Origin of the sequence: Microcella alkaliphila (genome assembly GCF_002355395.1) — a bacterium.
Classification (GTDB): Bacteria; Actinomycetota; Actinomycetes; order Actinomycetales; family Microbacteriaceae; genus Microcella; species Microcella alkaliphila_A.
Map to the genome: position 1 here is coordinate 986888 of NZ_AP017315.1, position 17473 is coordinate 1004360.

Consider the following 17473-nt stretch of genomic DNA (forward strand, 5'->3'; position numbering starts at 1 on the left):
GGCTGTGGTCACGCGGCCAGGTTACGCTCGGCCCATCAGTGAGGGGTGGGGTTGTGAGCGGAAATAGCCGAGAGTCGGGGCCGGTGCGCTGGCTCACGAGTGAGCAGCTCGGCCCGCACTTCGACGATGGCGGCGAGATCGCTCTCGTCGAGGTGCTCGACCAGTACCGCAAGCGCCCCGTACACCGGCAAAAGGCGCATCTGCACCTGAGTGCGCTGCGGCACCGGGCGGCCGAGCTCGGCGAGCGGGCGCGCGTGATCTCCGGGCCGACGCATCGCGAGGCGCTTGAGGCCGCCGGGCTCACCGGCGACCGGCTCGAGACTGTGGGCGCGATCAGCTGGGGCATGCGGCGCCTCGTCGAGGAGCTCGGCGGCACCGTGCTCGAATCCCGCGGCTTCGTTACCGACCGGGCGGTGTTCGAGGACTGGGCGGCGGGTAAGAAGGCCTCGCAGCTCGTCATGGACCGCTTCTACCGCGAGGTGCGCGAGCGCACCGGCCTGCTCATGGAGGGCGGTCAGCCCGTCGGCGGCCAGTTCAGCTTCGACGCCGACAACCGCGAGCGCCCGCCGAAGGGCGCGGTCAGCCTCGGCCTGCCCGACCCGTGGCGGCCGACGGAAGACGAGATCGACGCATCCGTGCGCGAGGATCTGGACCGGCTCGCAGCCTCCGGCGCCCCCTTCATCGGCGTGGATGCGCCGCGCCGGTTCGCGGCGACGCGGCCATGGCCCACACGCGCCTCAGCGTGCCGATCAACCTCGGCCTGCTGCACTCGCTCGAGGTCGTCGAGCGTGTCGTCGCCGAGTACGAGGCGGGCCGGGCGCCGCTGAACAGCGTCGAGGGCCTGGTGCGCCAGCTCATCGGCTGGCGCGACTGGGTGTGGCACCTGTACTGGCACCTCGGCCCGGACTACACGGACTCGAACAATTTTCTGGATGCTCGCACGCCGGTCCCCGAGGACTGGTGGCGGCCGGATTCGTCCGCCGTCGCGGCGGCGTGCCTCTCGGATGCGCTCGACCAGGTCGCGCAGACCGGCTGGACGCACCACATCCTGCGCCTGATGGTGCTGGGCAACCACGCCCTGCAGCGCGGCTACGACCCGGCGGAGCTCACGGCGTGGTTCCGCGACGCCTTCGTCGACGGCACCGCCTGGGTCATGCCAGCCAACGTGGTGGGCATGAGCCAGTTCGCCGACGGGGGAGTGGTGGCGACGAAGCCGTACGCGTCGGGCGGCGCGTACATCCAGAAGATGAGCGACTACTGCGGCTCGTGCCGCTTCGACCCGAAGAAGCGGCTCGGCGACGATGCGTGTCCGTTCACGGCCGGGTACTGGGCGTTCCTTGACCGGGTCGAGCCGCGCATCCGCGGAAACCACCGGATGGCGCAGCCGCTCGCGGGCCTGCGCCGCCTCGCCGACCGCGAGCAGGTTGTCGCGCAGGAGCGCGCCCGCGACGCGTACTGAGCCGTGCCGGCGGCTGCCTGCGCGACCACGGCCCTGGCCCGCACCCGCGTCGCGCTTACCTGCCGGTGAAATGCGCGTCGTGGCTGCCTCACGGAACACGAGTCGACCACAATGCGCAACTCACGGCACCCTCTGCCTCGCCGCCCGCGCCCCGTTCCCGTCGCGCCGCCCCCGTGACCCGAAGGACCGCGAGGTTGCACTTGTGGTCGGTCGTCCGTGCGGCCGTGATTCCGCCACAACTGCACACTCGCCGTCTTTCGTGCGCCAGATGCATGCGAATGCCCACCTCGGGGCCGAAACCTGTGCGCCGTGAGAGGCACATACGGAATACGCAGAGGACCTCTCCCGTGGCCGCGGCCCCAGCACTCCAAGGTCGCGGCGAGGCGTGACTCCCGGGGTGCGGAACACGAATACGCCGCGCGCCTACACTGGGGCGGGTGAGCAACGCGCCGATCGGAGTCTTCGATTCCGGCGTCGGCGGCCTCACGGTGGCCCGCGCGATCATCGACCAGCTGCCGCGCGAGCAGATCGTCTACCTCGGCGACACCGCGAACGGTCCATACGGTCCCCGCCCCATCGCGCAGGTGCGCGAACACGCTCTCGCCGTGCTCGACGAACTCGTCGACCAGGGCGTCAAGCTGCTCGTCATCGCCTGCAACACCGCATCAGCCGCCATGTTCCGCGACGCGCGCGAACGCTTCGAACAAGGCCACGGCATTCCCGTCGTCGAGGTCATCCAGCCCGCCGTGCGCGCCGCCGTGCGCCGCACGCGCACGAAGCGCATCGGCGTCATCGGCACGGAGGGAACGATCCGATCCGGGGCCTACAGCGACGCGTTCGTGGCCGACCCGAGCATCCAGCTGTCGACCGCCGCCGCCCCGCGCTTCGTCGAATTCGTTGAGGCCGGCATCACGACCGGCCCCGAGGTGTTGGCGCTCGCCGAGCAGTACCTGGCGCCGCTGAAGGCCGCCGACATTGACACGCTCGTGCTCGGCTGCACGCACTACCCGCTGCTCGCCGGGGCGATCCAGTACGTCGTCGGCCCCGAGGTCTCGCTTGTCTCGAGCGCGGAAGAGACCGCCTACGACGTCTACCGCCGCCTCGTCGCGCACGGCATCGAGGCCACCCGAACGGATGCTCCCGCTCACGTCTTCGAGGCAACCGGCGCCGACACCGAACGGTTCCGCGAACTCGCCCGACGCTTCATCGGCCCCGCGGTCACGCGCGTCGACCCCTTCCCGACCGGCACGATCCCCCTTCCGAAAGGCCCCACCGCATGAACGCCACCATCGCCGAGTCCTCCGGCCTGCGCGCCGACGGGCGTACAAACGACCAGCTGCGCCCCGTCACGATCGAGCGCGGCTGGAGCGCCCAGGCCGAGGGCAGCGCGCTCATCAGCTTCGGCGGCACCAAGGTGCTCTGCACCGCGAGCTTCACGAACGGCGTGCCGCGCTGGCTCATGGGCAAAGGCTCGGGCTGGGTTACCGCCGAGTACGGCATGCTGCCGCGGTCGACCAACGAGCGCATGGACCGCGAGAGTGTGAAGGGCCGCATCGGCGGTCGCACCCACGAAATCTCGCGCCTCATCGGCCGCAGCCTCCGCGCCGTCGTCGACACGAAGGCGCTCGGCGAGAACACCATCAAGATCGACTGCGACGTGCTGCAGGCCGACGGCGGAACCCGCACGGCCGCCATCACGGGCGCCTTCGTCGCGCTCGCCGACGCCGTCGAGTGGGGCCGCGACAAGGGCTTCATCGCGCGTCGTGCCGCCGCCCTCACCGGCACGGTCTCCGCCGTGAGCGTCGGCATCATCGACGGCACCCCGATGCTCGACCTGGCCTACGTCGAAGACGTGAAGGCCGAGACCGACATGAACGTCGTCACCACCGGCGACGGCCGCTTCGTCGAGGTGCAGGGCACCGCCGAGGGCGCGCCCTTCGACCGCGACGAGCTGAACGCTCTGCTCGACCTCGCCGTGGGCGGCACGACCGAGCTGACCCGCCTGCAGCGCGAGATCCTCGGCCGCTGATGACGAGCATCCCGACGCTCAGAGCCGTCGTCGCCACCCACAACGCGCACAAGGTGGCCGAGCTGCAGCGCATACTCGGTACGGCCCTTCCCGGCCTCGAGTTGGTCGCCTACGACGGGCCGAGCCCGGTGGAGGACGGTGACAGCTTCGCCGCCAACGCGCTCATCAAGGCGCGCGCCGCGGCCGAGCACACGGGCCTCGTCGCGATCGCCGACGACAGCGGCATCGGTGTCGACGCGTTGGGTGGGGCGCCCGGGATCGACTCGGCGCACTACTCAGGGCGCCGCGATGACGCGGCGAATGTGAGCCACCTGCTCGCGAACCTCACCGATGTGCCTGCTGAGAATCGCGCCGCACAGTTCACCTGCGCCGCCGCCCTCGTCGACCCCACCCGCACCGACGACGCCCGCGAACACGTCGAACTCGGCGTCTGGCCGGGCCGCGTGGCACTCGAGGCCGCCGGCGGGGGAGGGTTCGGGTACGACCCGGTGTTCATCCCCGAGGGCCTTGAGGTCACGAGCGCCGAACTCACCGCCGACGAGAAGAACGCCATCAGCCATCGCGCGCGAGCCTTCGCGGCCCTCGCCGCCGTCCTGCGCGAGCGCTACGGAGCGTAAGGTCACCCCATGTCTGACACGGTCGCCACCACCGTCACCGACGACTACCTGAAGACGATCTGCCAGCACACCGAGTGGCAGCCCGAGCCGATCACGCCGAGCCAGCTTGCCGTCGCCCTCGCCCTTGCCCCCTCGAGCGTGACCGAGATGGTGAAGAAGCTCGCCGCCGCCGGGCTCGTCGACCACCGGCCGTACGGCGCGATCACGCTGACCGACGCCGGCCGCGCCCGCGCCCTCGCGATGCTGCGCCGCCATCGCCTCATCGAGACGTGGCTCGTCGAGCGGCACGACTACGGCTGGGACGAGGTGCACGACGAGGCCGAGGTCCTCGAGCACGCCCTCAGCGACCGCCTGCTCGACCGCATCGACGCGGAGCTCGGACACCCGACGCGCGACCCGCACGGCGACCTGATTCCTCGCAAAGACGGCACGATCATCCGGCCTGACGCGGTGCGCCTCGACCAGGCGCCACCTGGAACGACGGGGGCGGTCGTGCGCATCAGCGACCGCGACCCCGACGTGCTGCGCGTGCTCGACCGGTTGGCATTGACCCTGGATGAACGCGTCCGGGTCGGCGACGACCGGTCGCCCGCCGCGGGGGTCGCCCTCGTGCGCGCGTCGGGCTCGACGATCGTCGTCGACCCCGCCGTTACGCGAGCCGTGTGGCTCGCCGTCTAGGGTCGAACGCTACCGCGAGTCGCCCACCGTAGGAATCGAATCAGTCGACGGGTCGCTGACGACGTCCTCCGACATGAGCTTGCGCGCCACCAACATTCGCTCAAGGGCGATCAGTGCAAGGATCACCACCGCACCGATTACAGCCAAGCCAATCATGATTGGCCAGTTCGACTCGGCGGGCAGAACTGACCCGTCATCTTCCTGCCACGGCCACAGCGCGCGCAGGGAGCCGAGCATGAGGCCCGTGATTACGATGAGCGTGACGCGGCGTTTTTTCGCGAGCAGCCACTGCAGGCCAGAAACGAAAACGCCGAGGCCGAGGATCGCGCCCAGGATGAACGTGCCCAGGTACGCGAGGTCGCGGTCGTTGACCGCGGCGAGCGTCGGCGCGTACATGCCGACGGTCAGCAGGAGGTACGATCCCGAGACACCGGGCAGCACGAGCGCGCAGATCGCGACGGCGGCCGAGATCAGGATCACGAAGAACGTCGGGTCCTGGTCGGGTGCCCTCGGGATGTCGGTCAGGAGGAACGCGAATGCGGCGCCTGCCGCGGCGATGAGGTACTCGTGCGCCTTCCAACGGCCGCCGACCATGCGAATCGGCACGATGAGGGACGCGACAATCAGCCCGAAGAACACCGCGCGGGTTTCGGTCGGATGCTCGTCAAGCAGCGGCGCGATGAGGGCGGCTCCGACGAGAATCGCCGCGAGCATCCCGATGCCGATGGGAAGTACGGCCGCCCAGTGCACCTTGCCGAAGTGGGCGCGGGCGCCGGCGGTACCGCGCCCGCGCAGCCCGTCGCTGACGAGTCGAGCGACGCCGCGAGCGAGATGGCCTGCCCCGTCAATCAGGGTGTCGTAGACGCCGACGATCAGGGCAACTGTGCCACCCGAAATGCCCGGCACGACCTCGGCGAACCCGATGAGCGAGCCGCGTGCGGCGTCGAGGATGGAGCGCGCTGCAGCGCGGGGCGTGATGCTCACAGAGGGTAGTTTTCCTTCTCGTGCTTGCCGTCGTGCGGTCCCACGCCGTAGCTCGGAGCTGTCGTGGCCGGTTCCGTCGCCTCGTGGCGGCCATCGTGGACGGGCTCGTCAACCCAGATCTCGACGGGGGGCAGTTCAACACCGGCGCGTTCCAGCTCGTCTTCGATTTTCTGCTGATGCCGCTCGTGGGACCAGTGGTACGCGATGCCGATGAGCACGATGCCCACGATGACCAGCAGGACGATGTCGATGTAGGCGATCACCCAGTCGGCAACGCCGGGAATCTGGGCGATGCCGTAGCCGAGCAGCGGAAGGCCGGTGCCCCAGAGAATCGCGCCGATCGTGTCGAAGAAGAAGAAACGCCGGTAGGGCATCCGGCCGACACCCGCGGCAACCGGGGCGATGGTGCGCACGACGGCGATGAAGCGCGCGATCGTGATCGCGAATCCGCCGTAGCGCAGGAAAAACGCCTCGGTGCGGGCGACGCTGCGTTTCGAGAAGAACCCTGCCTGCTTGCGGTTGAAGATTGGCGGGCCGACCTTGCGCCCGATCAGGTAGCCGAGGTTGTCGCCGGCCATCGTCGACAGGGTGATCGCCAGCGCCACCAGCCAGATGGGCTGGGGGATCACGTCGGTGAACGTCAATACACCCGTCAAGATCAGCAGGGTGTCGCCGGGCAACAGAAAGCCGATGAGCAGCCCCGTCTCAACGAATACGATGCCGCAGACGATGATCAGCGCCCAGGGGCCAGCGTCGCGAATCAGCGACTCGACATCGAACAGTCCGATGTCCATGGGCAACATGGCGACTCCAGCGGTGCGGGGCAAGGGGTTCAGCGTATCGCCGCGCGGGCGTCCCGCCTATCCGGGGTGGTGATCGTTGACCCTCCGTTACCCCTGGATATGGTGGACGCGACCGGAAGGACGCCTCCCGCCGATGCTCGCTGTGCTCGCCGCGTTGCCCGTGCTCGCCGTTCTCGTGCTCATGACGGTGGTCGGCTGGTCGGCTGCGCGGGCCGGGCTGGTTACCGCCGCCGCGACGCTCGTGCTGGCCGTCGTCGGCTTCGGCTTCGGGGTGGGCGAGGATGCCGACCCGGGGCTCGCCTGGTCGCTCACCGGCGTCGTCGCCGAGGCGGGCTTCATCGCGCTCACGATCATCGGCATCATCGGCCCGGCGCTCGGTATTCACGTGCTGCAACGCTCGACCGGCGCCGCGGCTCGCCTGCGATTGGCGCTCGCCGTGCTGCACCCCGACCCGCGGCTCGGGGCCCTGCTCGTCGCCTGGTTCTTCGCACTGTTCTTGGAGGGTGCGGCGGGTTTCGGCACGCCGATTGCCCTGGCGGCGCCGTTCCTCGTCGCAGCGGGCATGAAGCCTGTTGCCGCGGTCGCGGCCGCCCTCGTCGGTCACGCGGCGGGCGTCTCGTTTGGCGCCGTGGGTACGCCGATCCTTGCCCAGGCGACCATTGCATCCACGACCCTGCCCGAGACGACCGGCCAGGTGTTGGCCCGAGGCGTCCTGCCATACCACCTGGCCCTCGGCTGGATCCTGCTCGTCGTGCTGATCGTGATCATCGGCAGCGCCTACGGCAACCGGCGCGGGCTCGTCGGCTGGGGCTTGCTCGCCTGGGCGAGTTTCTTCCTGCCCTACAGTCTGATCGCCTGGTTCGTCGGCCCGGAGCTGCCAGCGCTTGGCGGCGCCCTCGTCGGGGCAATCCTGTTTTCCATCGTGCTCGCCTGGCGACGCGAGCGGGCGGAGGTCGCCGCGGGGGCGCGCCACCCGCACCCGGACGTGGAAGAAACCGTGGTCGCCGAGCTGTCGGTGCTGCGGGCCGCTGCCCCGTACCTGGTGCTCGTCGCAATCGTGCTGGTCACCCGGCTGATTCCGCCGATTCAGGATGCGCTGCGCTCGGTCACGCTCGAATGGCAGCTTCCCGGGGGCTTCGCCGGATCCGTGCAGCCGCTGTATCACCCGACGATGTTGCTCACCGTGGCGTTCGTGGTGGGCGCGCTGATCCAGAGGGCGTCGTGGCGGCGCATCCGCATCGCGGTCGTGTCGGCGACCCTGCAGCTGGGGCCCGTCTTTCTCGCCCTTGTGGGAATGATCACCATTGCCCGTGCCATGTCGGCCTCGGGCATGACGCAGACGCTTGCCGAGGCGGCTGCGTCGACGGGAGCGGCATGGCCGCTGTTCACTGTGGCAGTCGGAGTGTTCGGGTCGTTCATCACGGGTAGCGCGACGGCCTCGAACCTGCTCTTCACCGACCTGCAGGTGTCGACGGCTCGGGCGATCGGGGCGCCGTCGCTTCCACTCCTCGGTGCGCAGGGCTACGGTGCCGCACTCGGCAACCTCATTGCCCCCGGCAACATCATCGCGGCGGTCGCCACCGTCGGCCTCGCCGGGCGTGAGGGGCTCATTCTGCGGCGCACACTCCCGTGGGTTGTGGTGTGCACGATCCTGGGCGGGGCGTTCGCGCTGGTGCTGACACTGTCCTGAGAAGGTGCTCCGAGCATCCCGCTGATCGGGAATAGGGGCTTGTCTTCCCACGTTCCGTGTTTACTGTGGCTGAACGCCTTGTTGGCCACGGGCGGTCGCGGCGACATCGTCGCCGCCCGCCCATTTCCGCTGTTCCCCGATGTAGAGAAAGCGATACCGCTATGTCTTTGGACTCCCTCTGGCAGCCGATCACCGTCGGCCGCATGGACCTCCCGCACCGCCTTGCGATGGCACCGATGACGCGCAGCCGTGCGAACGCAGACGGTACGCCGGGTGCTCTCGCCGCCGAGTACTACGGCCAGCGGGCCTCCCTGGGGCTGATCATTTCGGAGGGCACGCAGCCATCGGATGACGGCCAGGGCTACCTGAACACCCCCGGCATCTACACCGATGCTCACATCAAGGGCTGGCGCGAGACCGCCGACGCGATTCACGCCGGTGGCGGCTACCTGTTTATTCAGCTGATGCACGTGGGCCGCATGTCGCACCCCGACAACACGCCGCACCACCGCCAGCCGGTCGCCCCCTCGGCGATCGCCCCGGGCGTCGACATGTTCACGGCGGCGGGCATGCAGCCGGCTCCCGAGCCGCGCGCGCTCGCGACCGAGGAGATCGCCGACGTGATCGCCGAGTTCGTGCACGCCGCGAAGTCGGCCGTCGAGGCCGGTGCCGACGGTGTCGAGATCCACGCCGCCAACGGGTACCTCGGCCACCAGTTCCTCGCCCCGAACGCCAACGTGCGCGACGACCAGTACGGCGGATCGGTCGAGAATCGTTCGCGCTTCGTCGTCGAGGTGTCGAAGGCCGTTGCCGACGCGATCGGCGCCGACCGCACCGGTATTCGCATCTCTCCCGGAATGCCCCTCGGCGGCCTCGACGAGGGCACGGTCGACGAGGTACGTGAGCAGTACCTGCACCTCGTGGGCGAGCTCGCGAAGCTCGACCTCGTCTACCTGAACCTGCACCACGGCGGCGACGACGTGCTGCTGGAGAAGATCCGCAAGGCGTGGCCGAACACGCTGCTGGTGCTGCGCTACGGCCGCACTCGCGAGCAGATCGCCGACGAGATCAACGCGGGCCGTGCCGACATCGCCCCGCTCGGCCAGTTCGCGCTCGCGAACCCTGACGTGGTCGAGCGCCTGAAGACCGGCGCCCCGTTCAACGAGGCCGACCCGGCCACGTTCTACGGCGGCGACGCGACGGGCTACACCGACTACCCGACGCTCGATGAGGCTGACGACGAAGCGGCCGCGTAGCCGTCACGCCACAGGGTCACGGCGCCCTCCTCCGCGGCTGCGCGGGGGAGGGCGCCGTTTGTGTGAGCGGAACTGGTGACATGAGGTCTGCTCGTGAGAGGCTGACGCTCATGGATGCCCGCCCCACCATTCGCGATCGACACCACCTGCTGATTCGACGATCGTCGGTGGTTTCGCTGATGGTCGCGACGGCCTTGCTGCTCGGTGCGTGTGCCGGCGTTGACACGGCGTCCTCGGGCTCCGATTCCTCCTCGACGGGCTCTGTGGAATTGGGCGTCGCCGAAGCCTGCGCAGACACCGCCGTCGATGGGTGCACCGCGACCGCGGGTGACAGTGTGATCCTCCCGCCCGACTTCGAACGAGTGGGCGTCACCGATGCGGTCGCCGTTGATGAGGGTGGCCACAACGCGATCGGTCTGACACTCACCAGTGACGGGGCCGCGGTGCTCGCCGAGGTGACTGAGCAGGTCGTTGCTGCGGGGCCGGAGTCGCGCCTTGTTGTCAAGATCGGCGACGACGTCCTCTCGGCCGTTCGAGTCGTGGAGGCGCTACAGACAGATTTCGTTGTCGTCGCGTTGCCGCCGAGCGAGAGCCCGAACGACGTTATCGAACTCATTCGCGCTCGCTAGCGCACGCGTCGCCGTGCGTCGGTAGATCGTGCGGAAGGAGGGACTTGAACCCTCACGCCCGAAGGCACAGGAACCTAAATCCTGCGTGTCTGCCAATTTCACCACTCCCGCTGGCGGCGCCAGTCTACTGAGCGCGGCCGGAGGCAGGTTCGGAAGGGACGCGGCGCCCGCCGCGAAAACAAAGACGGCCCCCTTGCGGAGGCCGTCGGGCCTGGCTGACCGGAGTCAACCAGGTGGAGTGCCATCACGATAGCGCGGGGCCGCTGGGTAGACAAGCGACTCAGAGTTCGAATTCGTCGATACGGTGCGCGCGTGCAATCACCACGACCACACCCGCCCCAGCAACGGATGATCGTCTACGTCGACGGGTTCAACCTGTACCACGGGATGAAGAGTCAGTTTGGCAGAGCCACCCTGTGGCTCGACCTCGTTGCCTTGTATCCAGGGGTCGTTTACATCGTGAACGGTCGCTATCAGTCGAGAAAGGTTCGGTGTACTCAATGCGGTCACGAATACACCCGCTATGAAGAGAAGGAGACCGACGTCAACATTGCGACGGCGTTGGTCTCGGATGCGGCGCTAAACCTGATGGACACTGCCATCATCATGAGCGCAGATAGCGATCTAGGTCCGGCGGTACGCGCCGCGAAAAGTATTCGCTCAACGCTTTTCGTCACCGCTGCGTTCCCACCTCGGCGCAGTTCCGCGGAGCTGAAGAACCTGATGCCGGCCTCTTTCCGAATCGGCAGAAGCAAGATTGTGCAAAGTCAACTGCCTGACCAATTCGAGGTTGACGGCCAGGCGCACGAGCGTCCGGAATACTGGCGCTGACGCAAGAGTGACCTCGGGGTCACGCTGAAGCTAGGCCCGCCCGGCCGCGACCAGCGCGGCCCACAGTTCAGCCCGCGCCGGAAAGGCCCCGAGGTCGCGCCCGAGCAACTGCTCGGCCCGCCGCACCCGGGCCCGCACGGTGTGACGGTGCACGCCCAACACCGCGGCGGCCTGCTCGGCGACGGCGTCGGCACCGAGCCATGCCGCGAGTGTGGCGACCAGAGCATCCCCGCTGTCGGCGTCGTGGCTATCGAGCGGCGCGAGCATCGCCTCGGCGGTGCGCCGCGCATCCGCCCCCGCGAGCCGCGTGAGCATGCCGTCGTCGCGCAGCGCCGCCGCGTCCAGGATGCGGTCAGGGGCGGCCGCGTCCGCGCCGACCCGCTCGGCCATGCGGTCGGCGGCTCGCGCCGCGTCATCGATGGCCTGCTCAAGGCGCTCCCAGCGCACGCGTCGCACAACACCGGCCGTGCCGCGCGACTGCTCGACGAGCTCCGGCAGCAGTTCGTCGATGCGCTCGCTGTCGGCGAGCACGACGACGCGCGCCCCGTCGCGGGCGTGAAACACCGAGCGCTCGCTTCCGTGCTCGCGGCTCCGAGCCCCTGGATGCTCGCCCCCCGTCACCGACGCCTCCCCGCGAGCCCGCGCGCCCAGTAGGTCGAGCAGCGCCTCCCGTCGACCCGATGCCGGATCGATCACGGCTACCGCGAGCGGCTCGTCGGGGATGCCGCCGCCGAGTGCCTTGAGCGTAGTGGCGACCAGCTCGCGCTCGCCGCGCACGAGGGCCGACAGCAGCTCGGCGCGCAGGTCGTCGAGGGTGCGGGCGAGTCGCCGCTCCTGCTCGAGGGCGAGGCCGACCATGGCGACGACGCTCGTGACGACGGCGCGGGTGGCGTCGTCGTGGCCGGCGCCGCCGACAGCGAGCACGCCGCGCAGCGCATCGGGTCGTCCGATGGTTTGCAGGGTGACCTCGTCGATGACGACGGCCGCGCGACGACCGTCGGCGAGCATCCGTCGCGCGGTGTCGAGGGCGACGCGGCCGGGCCGGTGGCCGACAGCGACGCGGCCGTCGCTGCCGATGAGAGCGACGGGGCCGCCGACGCGGTGCTCCAGCTCGGTGAGGGCGGCGGCGAGGCCGTCGGGCCGCAGGGCCGCGAGGGCGATGGCGCGCTGCGCGTCGAGGGTGAAGCGCACGCGGGCGAAGCGTTCGCTCGCGTCGAGGTCGGCGACCGTGCGGATGACGGCGATGAACGGCGTGCGGTATGGCACCTCGAACAGGGCGATCGCGTGCGCCCGGCACGCGGCGGTGAGAGCGTCGGGTGTGCCGTCCCGGAACACCTCCGTGCCGAAGCCGATCGCCGGAACCCCGACCGTGGCCAGGCGCTCGACCCAGGGGGCGATGTCGGCGTCGTCGCGCCACTGCGTGCCGGTGGTCAAGAGCGCGTCGCCGCGGGAGAGGAAAGGGGACGGGTCGGCGAGGTCGCTCGAGTGCACCCAGCTCCACGGGCGGGCCGCGGCCCCGTCGTCAGCCCAAACGGTGGTCAGCCCGAGCTCGCGCCGCTCGAGCATCGACGTCAGCGTGATCGGCATGGCGGGCCTCCGGCGGGAGAAAAAGAGGGATGCGCGCAGCCGCCGGTGTCCACGGTGGCGGACGCGTGTATCCGAAGTGTACAAGGTGGATAGGCAAGACGGATGCACGGCTCACTACCGTGGGGCTCACTCGATTCGAGAGGACACCGTCATGAGCATGACCACTGCAGGCCCCACCGTCACCGGCGGCCCGTCGCTTCCGCAGGAGCGTCGCCTCGTCACGGCGATTCCCGGCCCGAAGTCGCAGCAACTCATCGAGCGGAAGAACGCCGCCGTGTCCGCCTCGGTCGGCACGATGATGCCCGTTTACGCGGTCGCCGGCGGCGGTGGCGTCATCGTCGACGTCGACGGCAACAGCCTCATCGACATGGGCAGCGGCATCGCCGTCACCAACGTCGGCAACGCCGACCCGCACGTCGCCCAGGCCGTCATCGAGCAGGTGCAGCGCTTCACCCACACCTGCTTCATGGTGACCCCCTACGACGGCTACGTCGAGCTCGCCGAAAAGCTCAACGAAATCACCCCCGGCGACCACGCCAAGCGCACGGCTCTGTTCAACTCGGGCGCGGAGGCCGTCGAGAACGCCATCAAGATCGCCCGCTACTACACGGGCAAGTCGGCCGTCGTCGCGTTCGACCACGGCTACCACGGCCGCACCAACCTCACCATGGCGCTCACCGCGAAGGCCATGCCCTACAAGAGCGGCTTCGGCCCGTTCGCGCCCGACGTGTACCGCGCGCCGATGTCATACCCCTTCCGCGACGGACTGTCGGGTGAAGAAGCCGCGGCGCGCGCGATCCACACGATGGAGAAGCAGATCGGCGCCGACCGTCTCGCCGCGATCATCATCGAGCCCATTCAGGGTGAGGGCGGTTTCATCGTTCCCGCCAAGGGCTTCCTCCCCGCCCTGCAGAAATGGGCGAACGAGAACAACGTCGTCTTCATCGCCGACGAGGTGCAGACCGGCTTCGCCCGCACCGGCCAGATGTTCGCGTCAGAGGACGAGGGCATCGTGCCCGACATGATGACCCTCGCCAAGGGCATCGCCGGTGGCCTGCCGCTCGCTGCGGTCGTCGGCCGCCAGGACATCATGGACGCCCCGCACGTCGGCGGCCTCGGCGGCACCTACGGCGGCAACCCCATCGCCACCGCCGCCGCGCTCGGCGCGCTCAAGGCGTACGAGGAGGGCAACCTGCTCGAGCGCGCGCACGAGATCGGCGCCATTCTGCAGGCCGAGCTCACCGCCATGAAGTCGCGCGACCCCCGCGTCGGCGACGTGCGCGGACGCGGCGCCATGATGGCGATCGAGCTCATCGACGCCGACGGCAAGCCGGACGCCGCCCTCACGCAGCGCGTCGCGAAGGCCTGCCACGCGGCCGGCGTCATCGTCCTCACCTGCGGCACCGACGGCAATGTGTTCCGCCTCCTGCCGCCGCTGTCCATCACCGACGAGCTGCTGCGCGAGGGCCTTACGGTCATCGCCGACGCGCTCGCCGCGAACTGACGCCGCCCCTCGACCGCTCCTCGAGCATCCCGATCTGACCCACGGAAAGCGACCATGATCTCTGAATCCGACCTCCTCGCGAAGGTGCCCACGCAGCTGTTCATCGGCGGCGAGTGGGTGGGCGCCGAAAACGGGCGCACCCTGGCCGTGAACGACCCGTCAACGGGTAACGCTCTCGTCGAGATCGCCGACGCGTCGGTCGCCGACGGCGTGCGAGCCCTGGATGCTGCAGTCGCGGTTCAGGAGGAATGGGCCGCCACGGCGCCCCGCGAGCGCGGTGAGATTCTGCGTCGCGCCTTCGAGCTCGTCCGCGAGCGCGCCGACGAGTTCGCCCTGCTCATGACGCTCGAGATGGGCAAGCCCCTCGCCGAGGCGCGCGGGGAGGTCGCCTACGGCAACGAGTTCCTGCGCTGGTTCAGCGAGGAGGCCGTGCGCATCCACGGTCGCTTCGGGCAGAACCCCGAGGGCACGGGCACGATCGTCACCTCGAAGGCTCCGGTCGGGCCGTCGTTCCTCATCACCCCATGGAACTTTCCGCTCGCCATGGCGACCCGCAAGATCGCCCCGGCGATCGCCGCCGGCTGCGTCAGCGTCGTGAAGCCGGCCGCCCTCACGCCGCTGACGACCCTCTACTTCGCCCAGACGCTGGTCGACGCGGGGCTCCCGAAGGGCGTCGTCAACGTCGTCACGACCTCCGAGAGCCGCGCCCTGTCGGCCGAGATCATCGCCGACCCGCGCCTGCGCAAGCTGAGCTTCACCGGCTCGACCCCCGTGGGTCGCCAGCTGATGAAGCAGGCCGCCGACGGCATCCTGCGCACCTCGATGGAGCTCGGCGGCAATGCCCCCTTCGTCGTATTCGAGGATGCTGACCTCGACAAGGCGGTCGACGGCGCTCTGCTCGCGAAGTTCCGCAACATCGGCCAGGCCTGCACGGCGGCGAACCGCTTCCTCGTGCACTCGAGCGTCGCCGACGAGTTCGCGCGTCGCGTGACCGAGCGCGTCGCCGCCATGCGGATGGGTCGCGGCACCGAGGACGGCGTGCAGATCGGCCCGCTGGTCGACGACAACGCGGTGGCGGGCTCGCACGAGCTGGTCGCCGACGCGGCCGGCAAGGGAGCGACGATCACGGTCGGCGGCGCGATTCCGGAGGGCCCCGGCTCGTACTACCCGGCGACCGTCCTCACCGACGTCACCCCGGATGCCCGCCTGCTGAAGGAGGAGATCTTCGGCCCGGTTCTCGCGATCGTTCCGTTCGACTCGGAGGAGGAGGCCGTGCGCCTCGCCAACGACACCGAATACGGCCTGGTGTCGTACGTCTACACGCAGGATCTCGGTCGCGGCATGCGCATGATCGAGAAGCTGCAGACGGGCATGATGGGCCTGAACGCCGGCGTCATCTCGAACGCGGCCGCCCCCTTCGGCGGCGTCAAGCAGTCAGGCATCGGGCGTGAGGGTTCGTTCGAGGGCATCGAGGAGTACCTGACCACGAAGTACACCTTCGTGCCGCGCGCGTAGCGCGCCGATTCAAGTTTCCGTCGCCGGGCGCTGTGGTGGCCGCCCGGCGACGGATTTCTCTTGCGTGGCCGCGCGCCGCGCGCGGCCCGCGACCCGGCATCTCGACCTCGGCTGGGCCGCGCTCGGCCGTTCTCACCCTCAACCCCGCGCGTTTGATGCGACACCTCGCGTTCGAACCCGCAGTGTTGCACCGAAGCGACCGTTTGGCGGGGGCTCGCGCGTGAATAGCTGCGCGTCGTTTCTGCTTGACGCGGCCCCGTGCATCCAGCACTCTGTACCCAAGTCGTTTTGATCCGAACGACCTTTCCACTCAATGAGGAGTACGGGAATACCCATGTCCGATCAACCCACCCCCATCTCGTCCCCGTCCCGGGGCGCCCACGTTGCTGACGGCACAAGCAGCACCTCCGGCGGCCACGCCCTGAAGCGCGGCCGCATCGGCGTCATCGGAATCGTCTTCTTCGTCGTCGCGGCCTCCGCGCCGCTCATCGGCATGACCGGCGCCGTGCCGGTCGCCATGGTGCTCGGCAACGGCGCCGCCGTCCCCGGCGCCTACCTCGCCGTCGGCCTGACCCTGCTGCTGTTCACGGTCGGCTACGCCGCCATGAGCCGTACCATGACCAACACGGGCGCCTTCTTCGCCTACGTCGGCAAGGGGCTCGGCGTCAACGCGGGCGTCGCCAGCGCGTTCACCGCCGTCGTCGCGTACGTCACCATCCAGCTCGCCATCTACGGTTTCTTCGGCGCCGTCATGGGCGGCACGATGGCCGAGCTCGGCATCGAGTTGCCCTGGTACGTGTGGTCGCTGATCGGCTGGGTTCTCGTCACCGGCCTGTCGCTGCTCAGCGTCGATATCGGTGCCAAGGTGCTGGGGGTGCTCCTGACGCTCGAGATCCTCGTGCTGCTGATCGTCGGTATCGCCTCTCTCGGCAGCGGCGGCCCCGAGGGCATCGACATCGCCGCCTCCTTCAGCCCCGTCGCCGTGCTCGCGGGCGGCTTCGCCGGAACCGCCGGGATCGCGCTGGCCTTCGCCTTCGCGAGCTTCATCGGATTCGAGGCCACCGCCATCTACGGCGAGGAGTCGAAAGACCCGAAGCGCACCGTGCCGGTGGCGACCTATGTTGCCATCGCCGTCATCAGTGTCCTATTCGCGATCGTGTCGTTCGGCGTGGTCACGGGCCTCGGCGCGAGCGGTGTCGTCGACGAGGTGCTTGAGCGCTCGAACGGCCTCGAGGCTCCCGAGGGCGTGCTGTTCAGCCTCGCCGAGCAGTACGTCGGCGGCTGGCTGATCCTGCCAATGGCAGTTCTCGTCATCACGAGCCTCTTCGCCGGCCTCCTCGCCTTCCAGAACGCCGCCGCGCGGTACTTCTTCGCGATGGGGCGCGGTGGCGTGCTGCCGAAGCGCCTCGCGGCGACCAACGGCCAGGGAGCCCCCGTCGGCGGCGTCATCGTCGTCTCGGCGCTCGCGGCGCTCGTCATGGTCATCTTCGCGGCGACGGGCCTCGACCCCGTGCTCAACCTGTTCTTCTGGATGAGCTCGATCACGGTGATCGCGATCGTCACGGTCGAGATCCTCGTGAGCATCGCGGTCATCCGGCACTTCGTGAAGCGGGGCGACGGCGGCCTGTGGTCGACGAAGATTGCCCCCGCCCTCAGTGCCGTCGTGCTCGCGCTCGGTCTGTACCTGCTGATGTCGCGTTTCAACCTGCTCGCCGGTACGGCCCCGGCCGACGTCGACCCGTCCCTGCCCGAGAGCGCGTGGCTGCTCAACCCGCTCGGCTGGTTCCTCGTGCTGGTGCCGTTCATCGCGCTCGTGGTCGGTTTCGGCGTCTCGGCGGCCCGCCCGAAGAACGAGCAGCTCGTGAAGGACTTCGCGAGCTAACCTGCCCCT

At 69.4% G+C, this 17473-nt stretch carries 16 protein-coding genes and 1 tRNA gene; 13 read left to right on the plus strand and 4 right to left on the minus strand.

Annotation, left to right across the window (positions count from 1 at the left end):
- Positions 1-53: 53 nt before the first annotated feature.
- The 6 genes from CPY97_RS13685 (at position 54) to CPY97_RS04815 (ending at position 4783) form a co-directional block, all read left to right on the plus strand.
- Positions 54-827, plus strand: a complete 774-nt coding sequence (locus tag CPY97_RS13685; protein WP_231924040.1) for a cryptochrome/photolyase family protein — start codon at positions 54-56, stop codon at positions 825-827.
- Positions 743-1459 carry a hypothetical protein gene (locus CPY97_RS13690; RefSeq protein ID WP_231924041.1) on the plus strand — a complete coding sequence of 239 codons (717 nt, stop codon included), beginning with the start codon at positions 743-745 and terminating at the stop codon, positions 1457-1459. The genes CPY97_RS13685 and CPY97_RS13690 overlap by 85 nt, the downstream gene beginning before the upstream one ends.
- 437 nt (positions 1460-1896) lie before the next feature.
- The gene (gene murI / locus CPY97_RS04800) at positions 1897-2739 is read left to right on the plus strand and encodes a glutamate racemase (protein WP_096421015.1); all 843 of its coding nucleotides are present in this window, start codon (positions 1897-1899) and stop codon (positions 2737-2739) included.
- A complete protein-coding gene (gene rph, locus CPY97_RS04805; RefSeq protein ID WP_096421016.1) occupies positions 2736-3488 on the plus strand; it encodes a ribonuclease PH in 753 nt (250 codons plus the stop codon). Before murI ends, rph begins: the two co-directional genes overlap by 4 nt.
- Positions 3488-4105, plus strand: a complete 618-nt coding sequence (gene rdgB, locus CPY97_RS04810) for an RdgB/HAM1 family non-canonical purine NTP pyrophosphatase (RefSeq protein WP_096421017.1) — start codon at positions 3488-3490, stop codon at positions 4103-4105. The genes rph and rdgB overlap by 1 nt, the downstream gene beginning before the upstream one ends.
- A gap of 9 nt (positions 4106-4114) precedes the next feature.
- A complete protein-coding gene (locus tag CPY97_RS04815) occupies positions 4115-4783 on the plus strand; it encodes a metal-dependent transcriptional regulator (RefSeq protein ID WP_096421018.1) in 669 nt (222 codons plus the stop codon).
- Between the two features lie 9 nt (positions 4784-4792).
- On the opposite strand, the gene CPY97_RS04820 is transcribed toward CPY97_RS04815, so the two are convergent.
- Together CPY97_RS04820 and CPY97_RS04825 are read right to left on the minus strand one after the other, a co-directional pair.
- A complete protein-coding gene (locus CPY97_RS04820) occupies positions 4793-5767 on the minus strand; it encodes a DUF368 domain-containing protein (RefSeq protein ID WP_231924042.1) in 975 nt (324 codons plus the stop codon).
- Complete coding sequence (locus CPY97_RS04825; RefSeq protein ID WP_150129194.1) at positions 5764-6594, minus strand: DedA family protein; 831 nt, start codon at positions 6592-6594, stop codon at positions 5764-5766. Before CPY97_RS04825 ends, CPY97_RS04820 begins: the two co-directional genes overlap by 4 nt.
- A 109-nt stretch (positions 6595-6703) precedes the next feature.
- Between CPY97_RS04825 and CPY97_RS04830 the strand changes: the two genes are divergently transcribed.
- The 3 genes from CPY97_RS04830 to CPY97_RS04840 all read left to right on the plus strand — a co-directional run bounded on the left by CPY97_RS04830 (position 6704) and on the right by CPY97_RS04840 (position 10145).
- Positions 6704-8260: an L-lactate permease gene (locus CPY97_RS04830; RefSeq protein ID WP_096421020.1), complete on the plus strand. Its 1557-nt coding sequence runs from the start codon at positions 6704-6706 to the stop codon at positions 8258-8260.
- A 161-nt stretch (positions 8261-8421) separates the two neighbouring features.
- Positions 8422-9516 (plus strand): alkene reductase, encoded by a 1095-nt coding sequence (locus CPY97_RS04835; protein WP_096421021.1) that lies wholly within the window; start codon positions 8422-8424, stop codon positions 9514-9516.
- Between the two features lie 110 nt (positions 9517-9626).
- A complete protein-coding gene (locus CPY97_RS04840; RefSeq protein WP_096421022.1) occupies positions 9627-10145 on the plus strand; it encodes a hypothetical protein in 519 nt (172 codons plus the stop codon).
- 29 nt (positions 10146-10174) lie between these two features.
- Here the strand turns inward: CPY97_RS04840 and CPY97_RS04845 are convergent.
- Positions 10175-10256, minus strand: a tRNA-Leu gene (locus CPY97_RS04845).
- Between the two features lie 237 nt (positions 10257-10493).
- Between CPY97_RS04845 and CPY97_RS04850 the strand changes: the two genes are divergently transcribed.
- Positions 10494-10976: an NYN domain-containing protein gene (locus CPY97_RS04850; protein WP_096421023.1), complete on the plus strand. Its 483-nt coding sequence runs from the start codon at positions 10494-10496 to the stop codon at positions 10974-10976.
- A 30-nt stretch (positions 10977-11006) separates the two neighbouring features.
- Here the strand turns inward: CPY97_RS04850 and CPY97_RS04855 are convergent, their stop codons facing one another.
- Positions 11007-12563 carry a PucR family transcriptional regulator gene (locus CPY97_RS04855; protein ID WP_096421024.1) on the minus strand — a complete coding sequence of 519 codons (1557 nt, stop codon included), beginning with the start codon at positions 12561-12563 and terminating at the stop codon, positions 11007-11009.
- A gap of 151 nt (positions 12564-12714) precedes the next feature.
- Between CPY97_RS04855 and gabT the strand changes: the two genes are divergently transcribed.
- From gabT to CPY97_RS04870, 3 genes are all read left to right on the plus strand, one after another.
- The gene (gabT, locus tag CPY97_RS04860; protein ID WP_231924043.1) at positions 12715-14067 is read left to right on the plus strand and encodes a 4-aminobutyrate--2-oxoglutarate transaminase; all 1353 of its coding nucleotides are present in this window, start codon (positions 12715-12717) and stop codon (positions 14065-14067) included.
- 54 nt (positions 14068-14121) lie between these two features.
- Positions 14122-15582 carry an NAD-dependent succinate-semialdehyde dehydrogenase gene (locus CPY97_RS04865; RefSeq protein WP_096421025.1) on the plus strand — a complete coding sequence of 487 codons (1461 nt, stop codon included), beginning with the start codon at positions 14122-14124 and terminating at the stop codon, positions 15580-15582.
- A 334-nt stretch (positions 15583-15916) separates the two neighbouring features.
- A complete protein-coding gene (locus CPY97_RS04870; RefSeq protein ID WP_096421026.1) occupies positions 15917-17464 on the plus strand; it encodes an APC family permease in 1548 nt (515 codons plus the stop codon).
- The last annotated feature ends 9 nt before the right edge of the window (positions 17465-17473 follow it).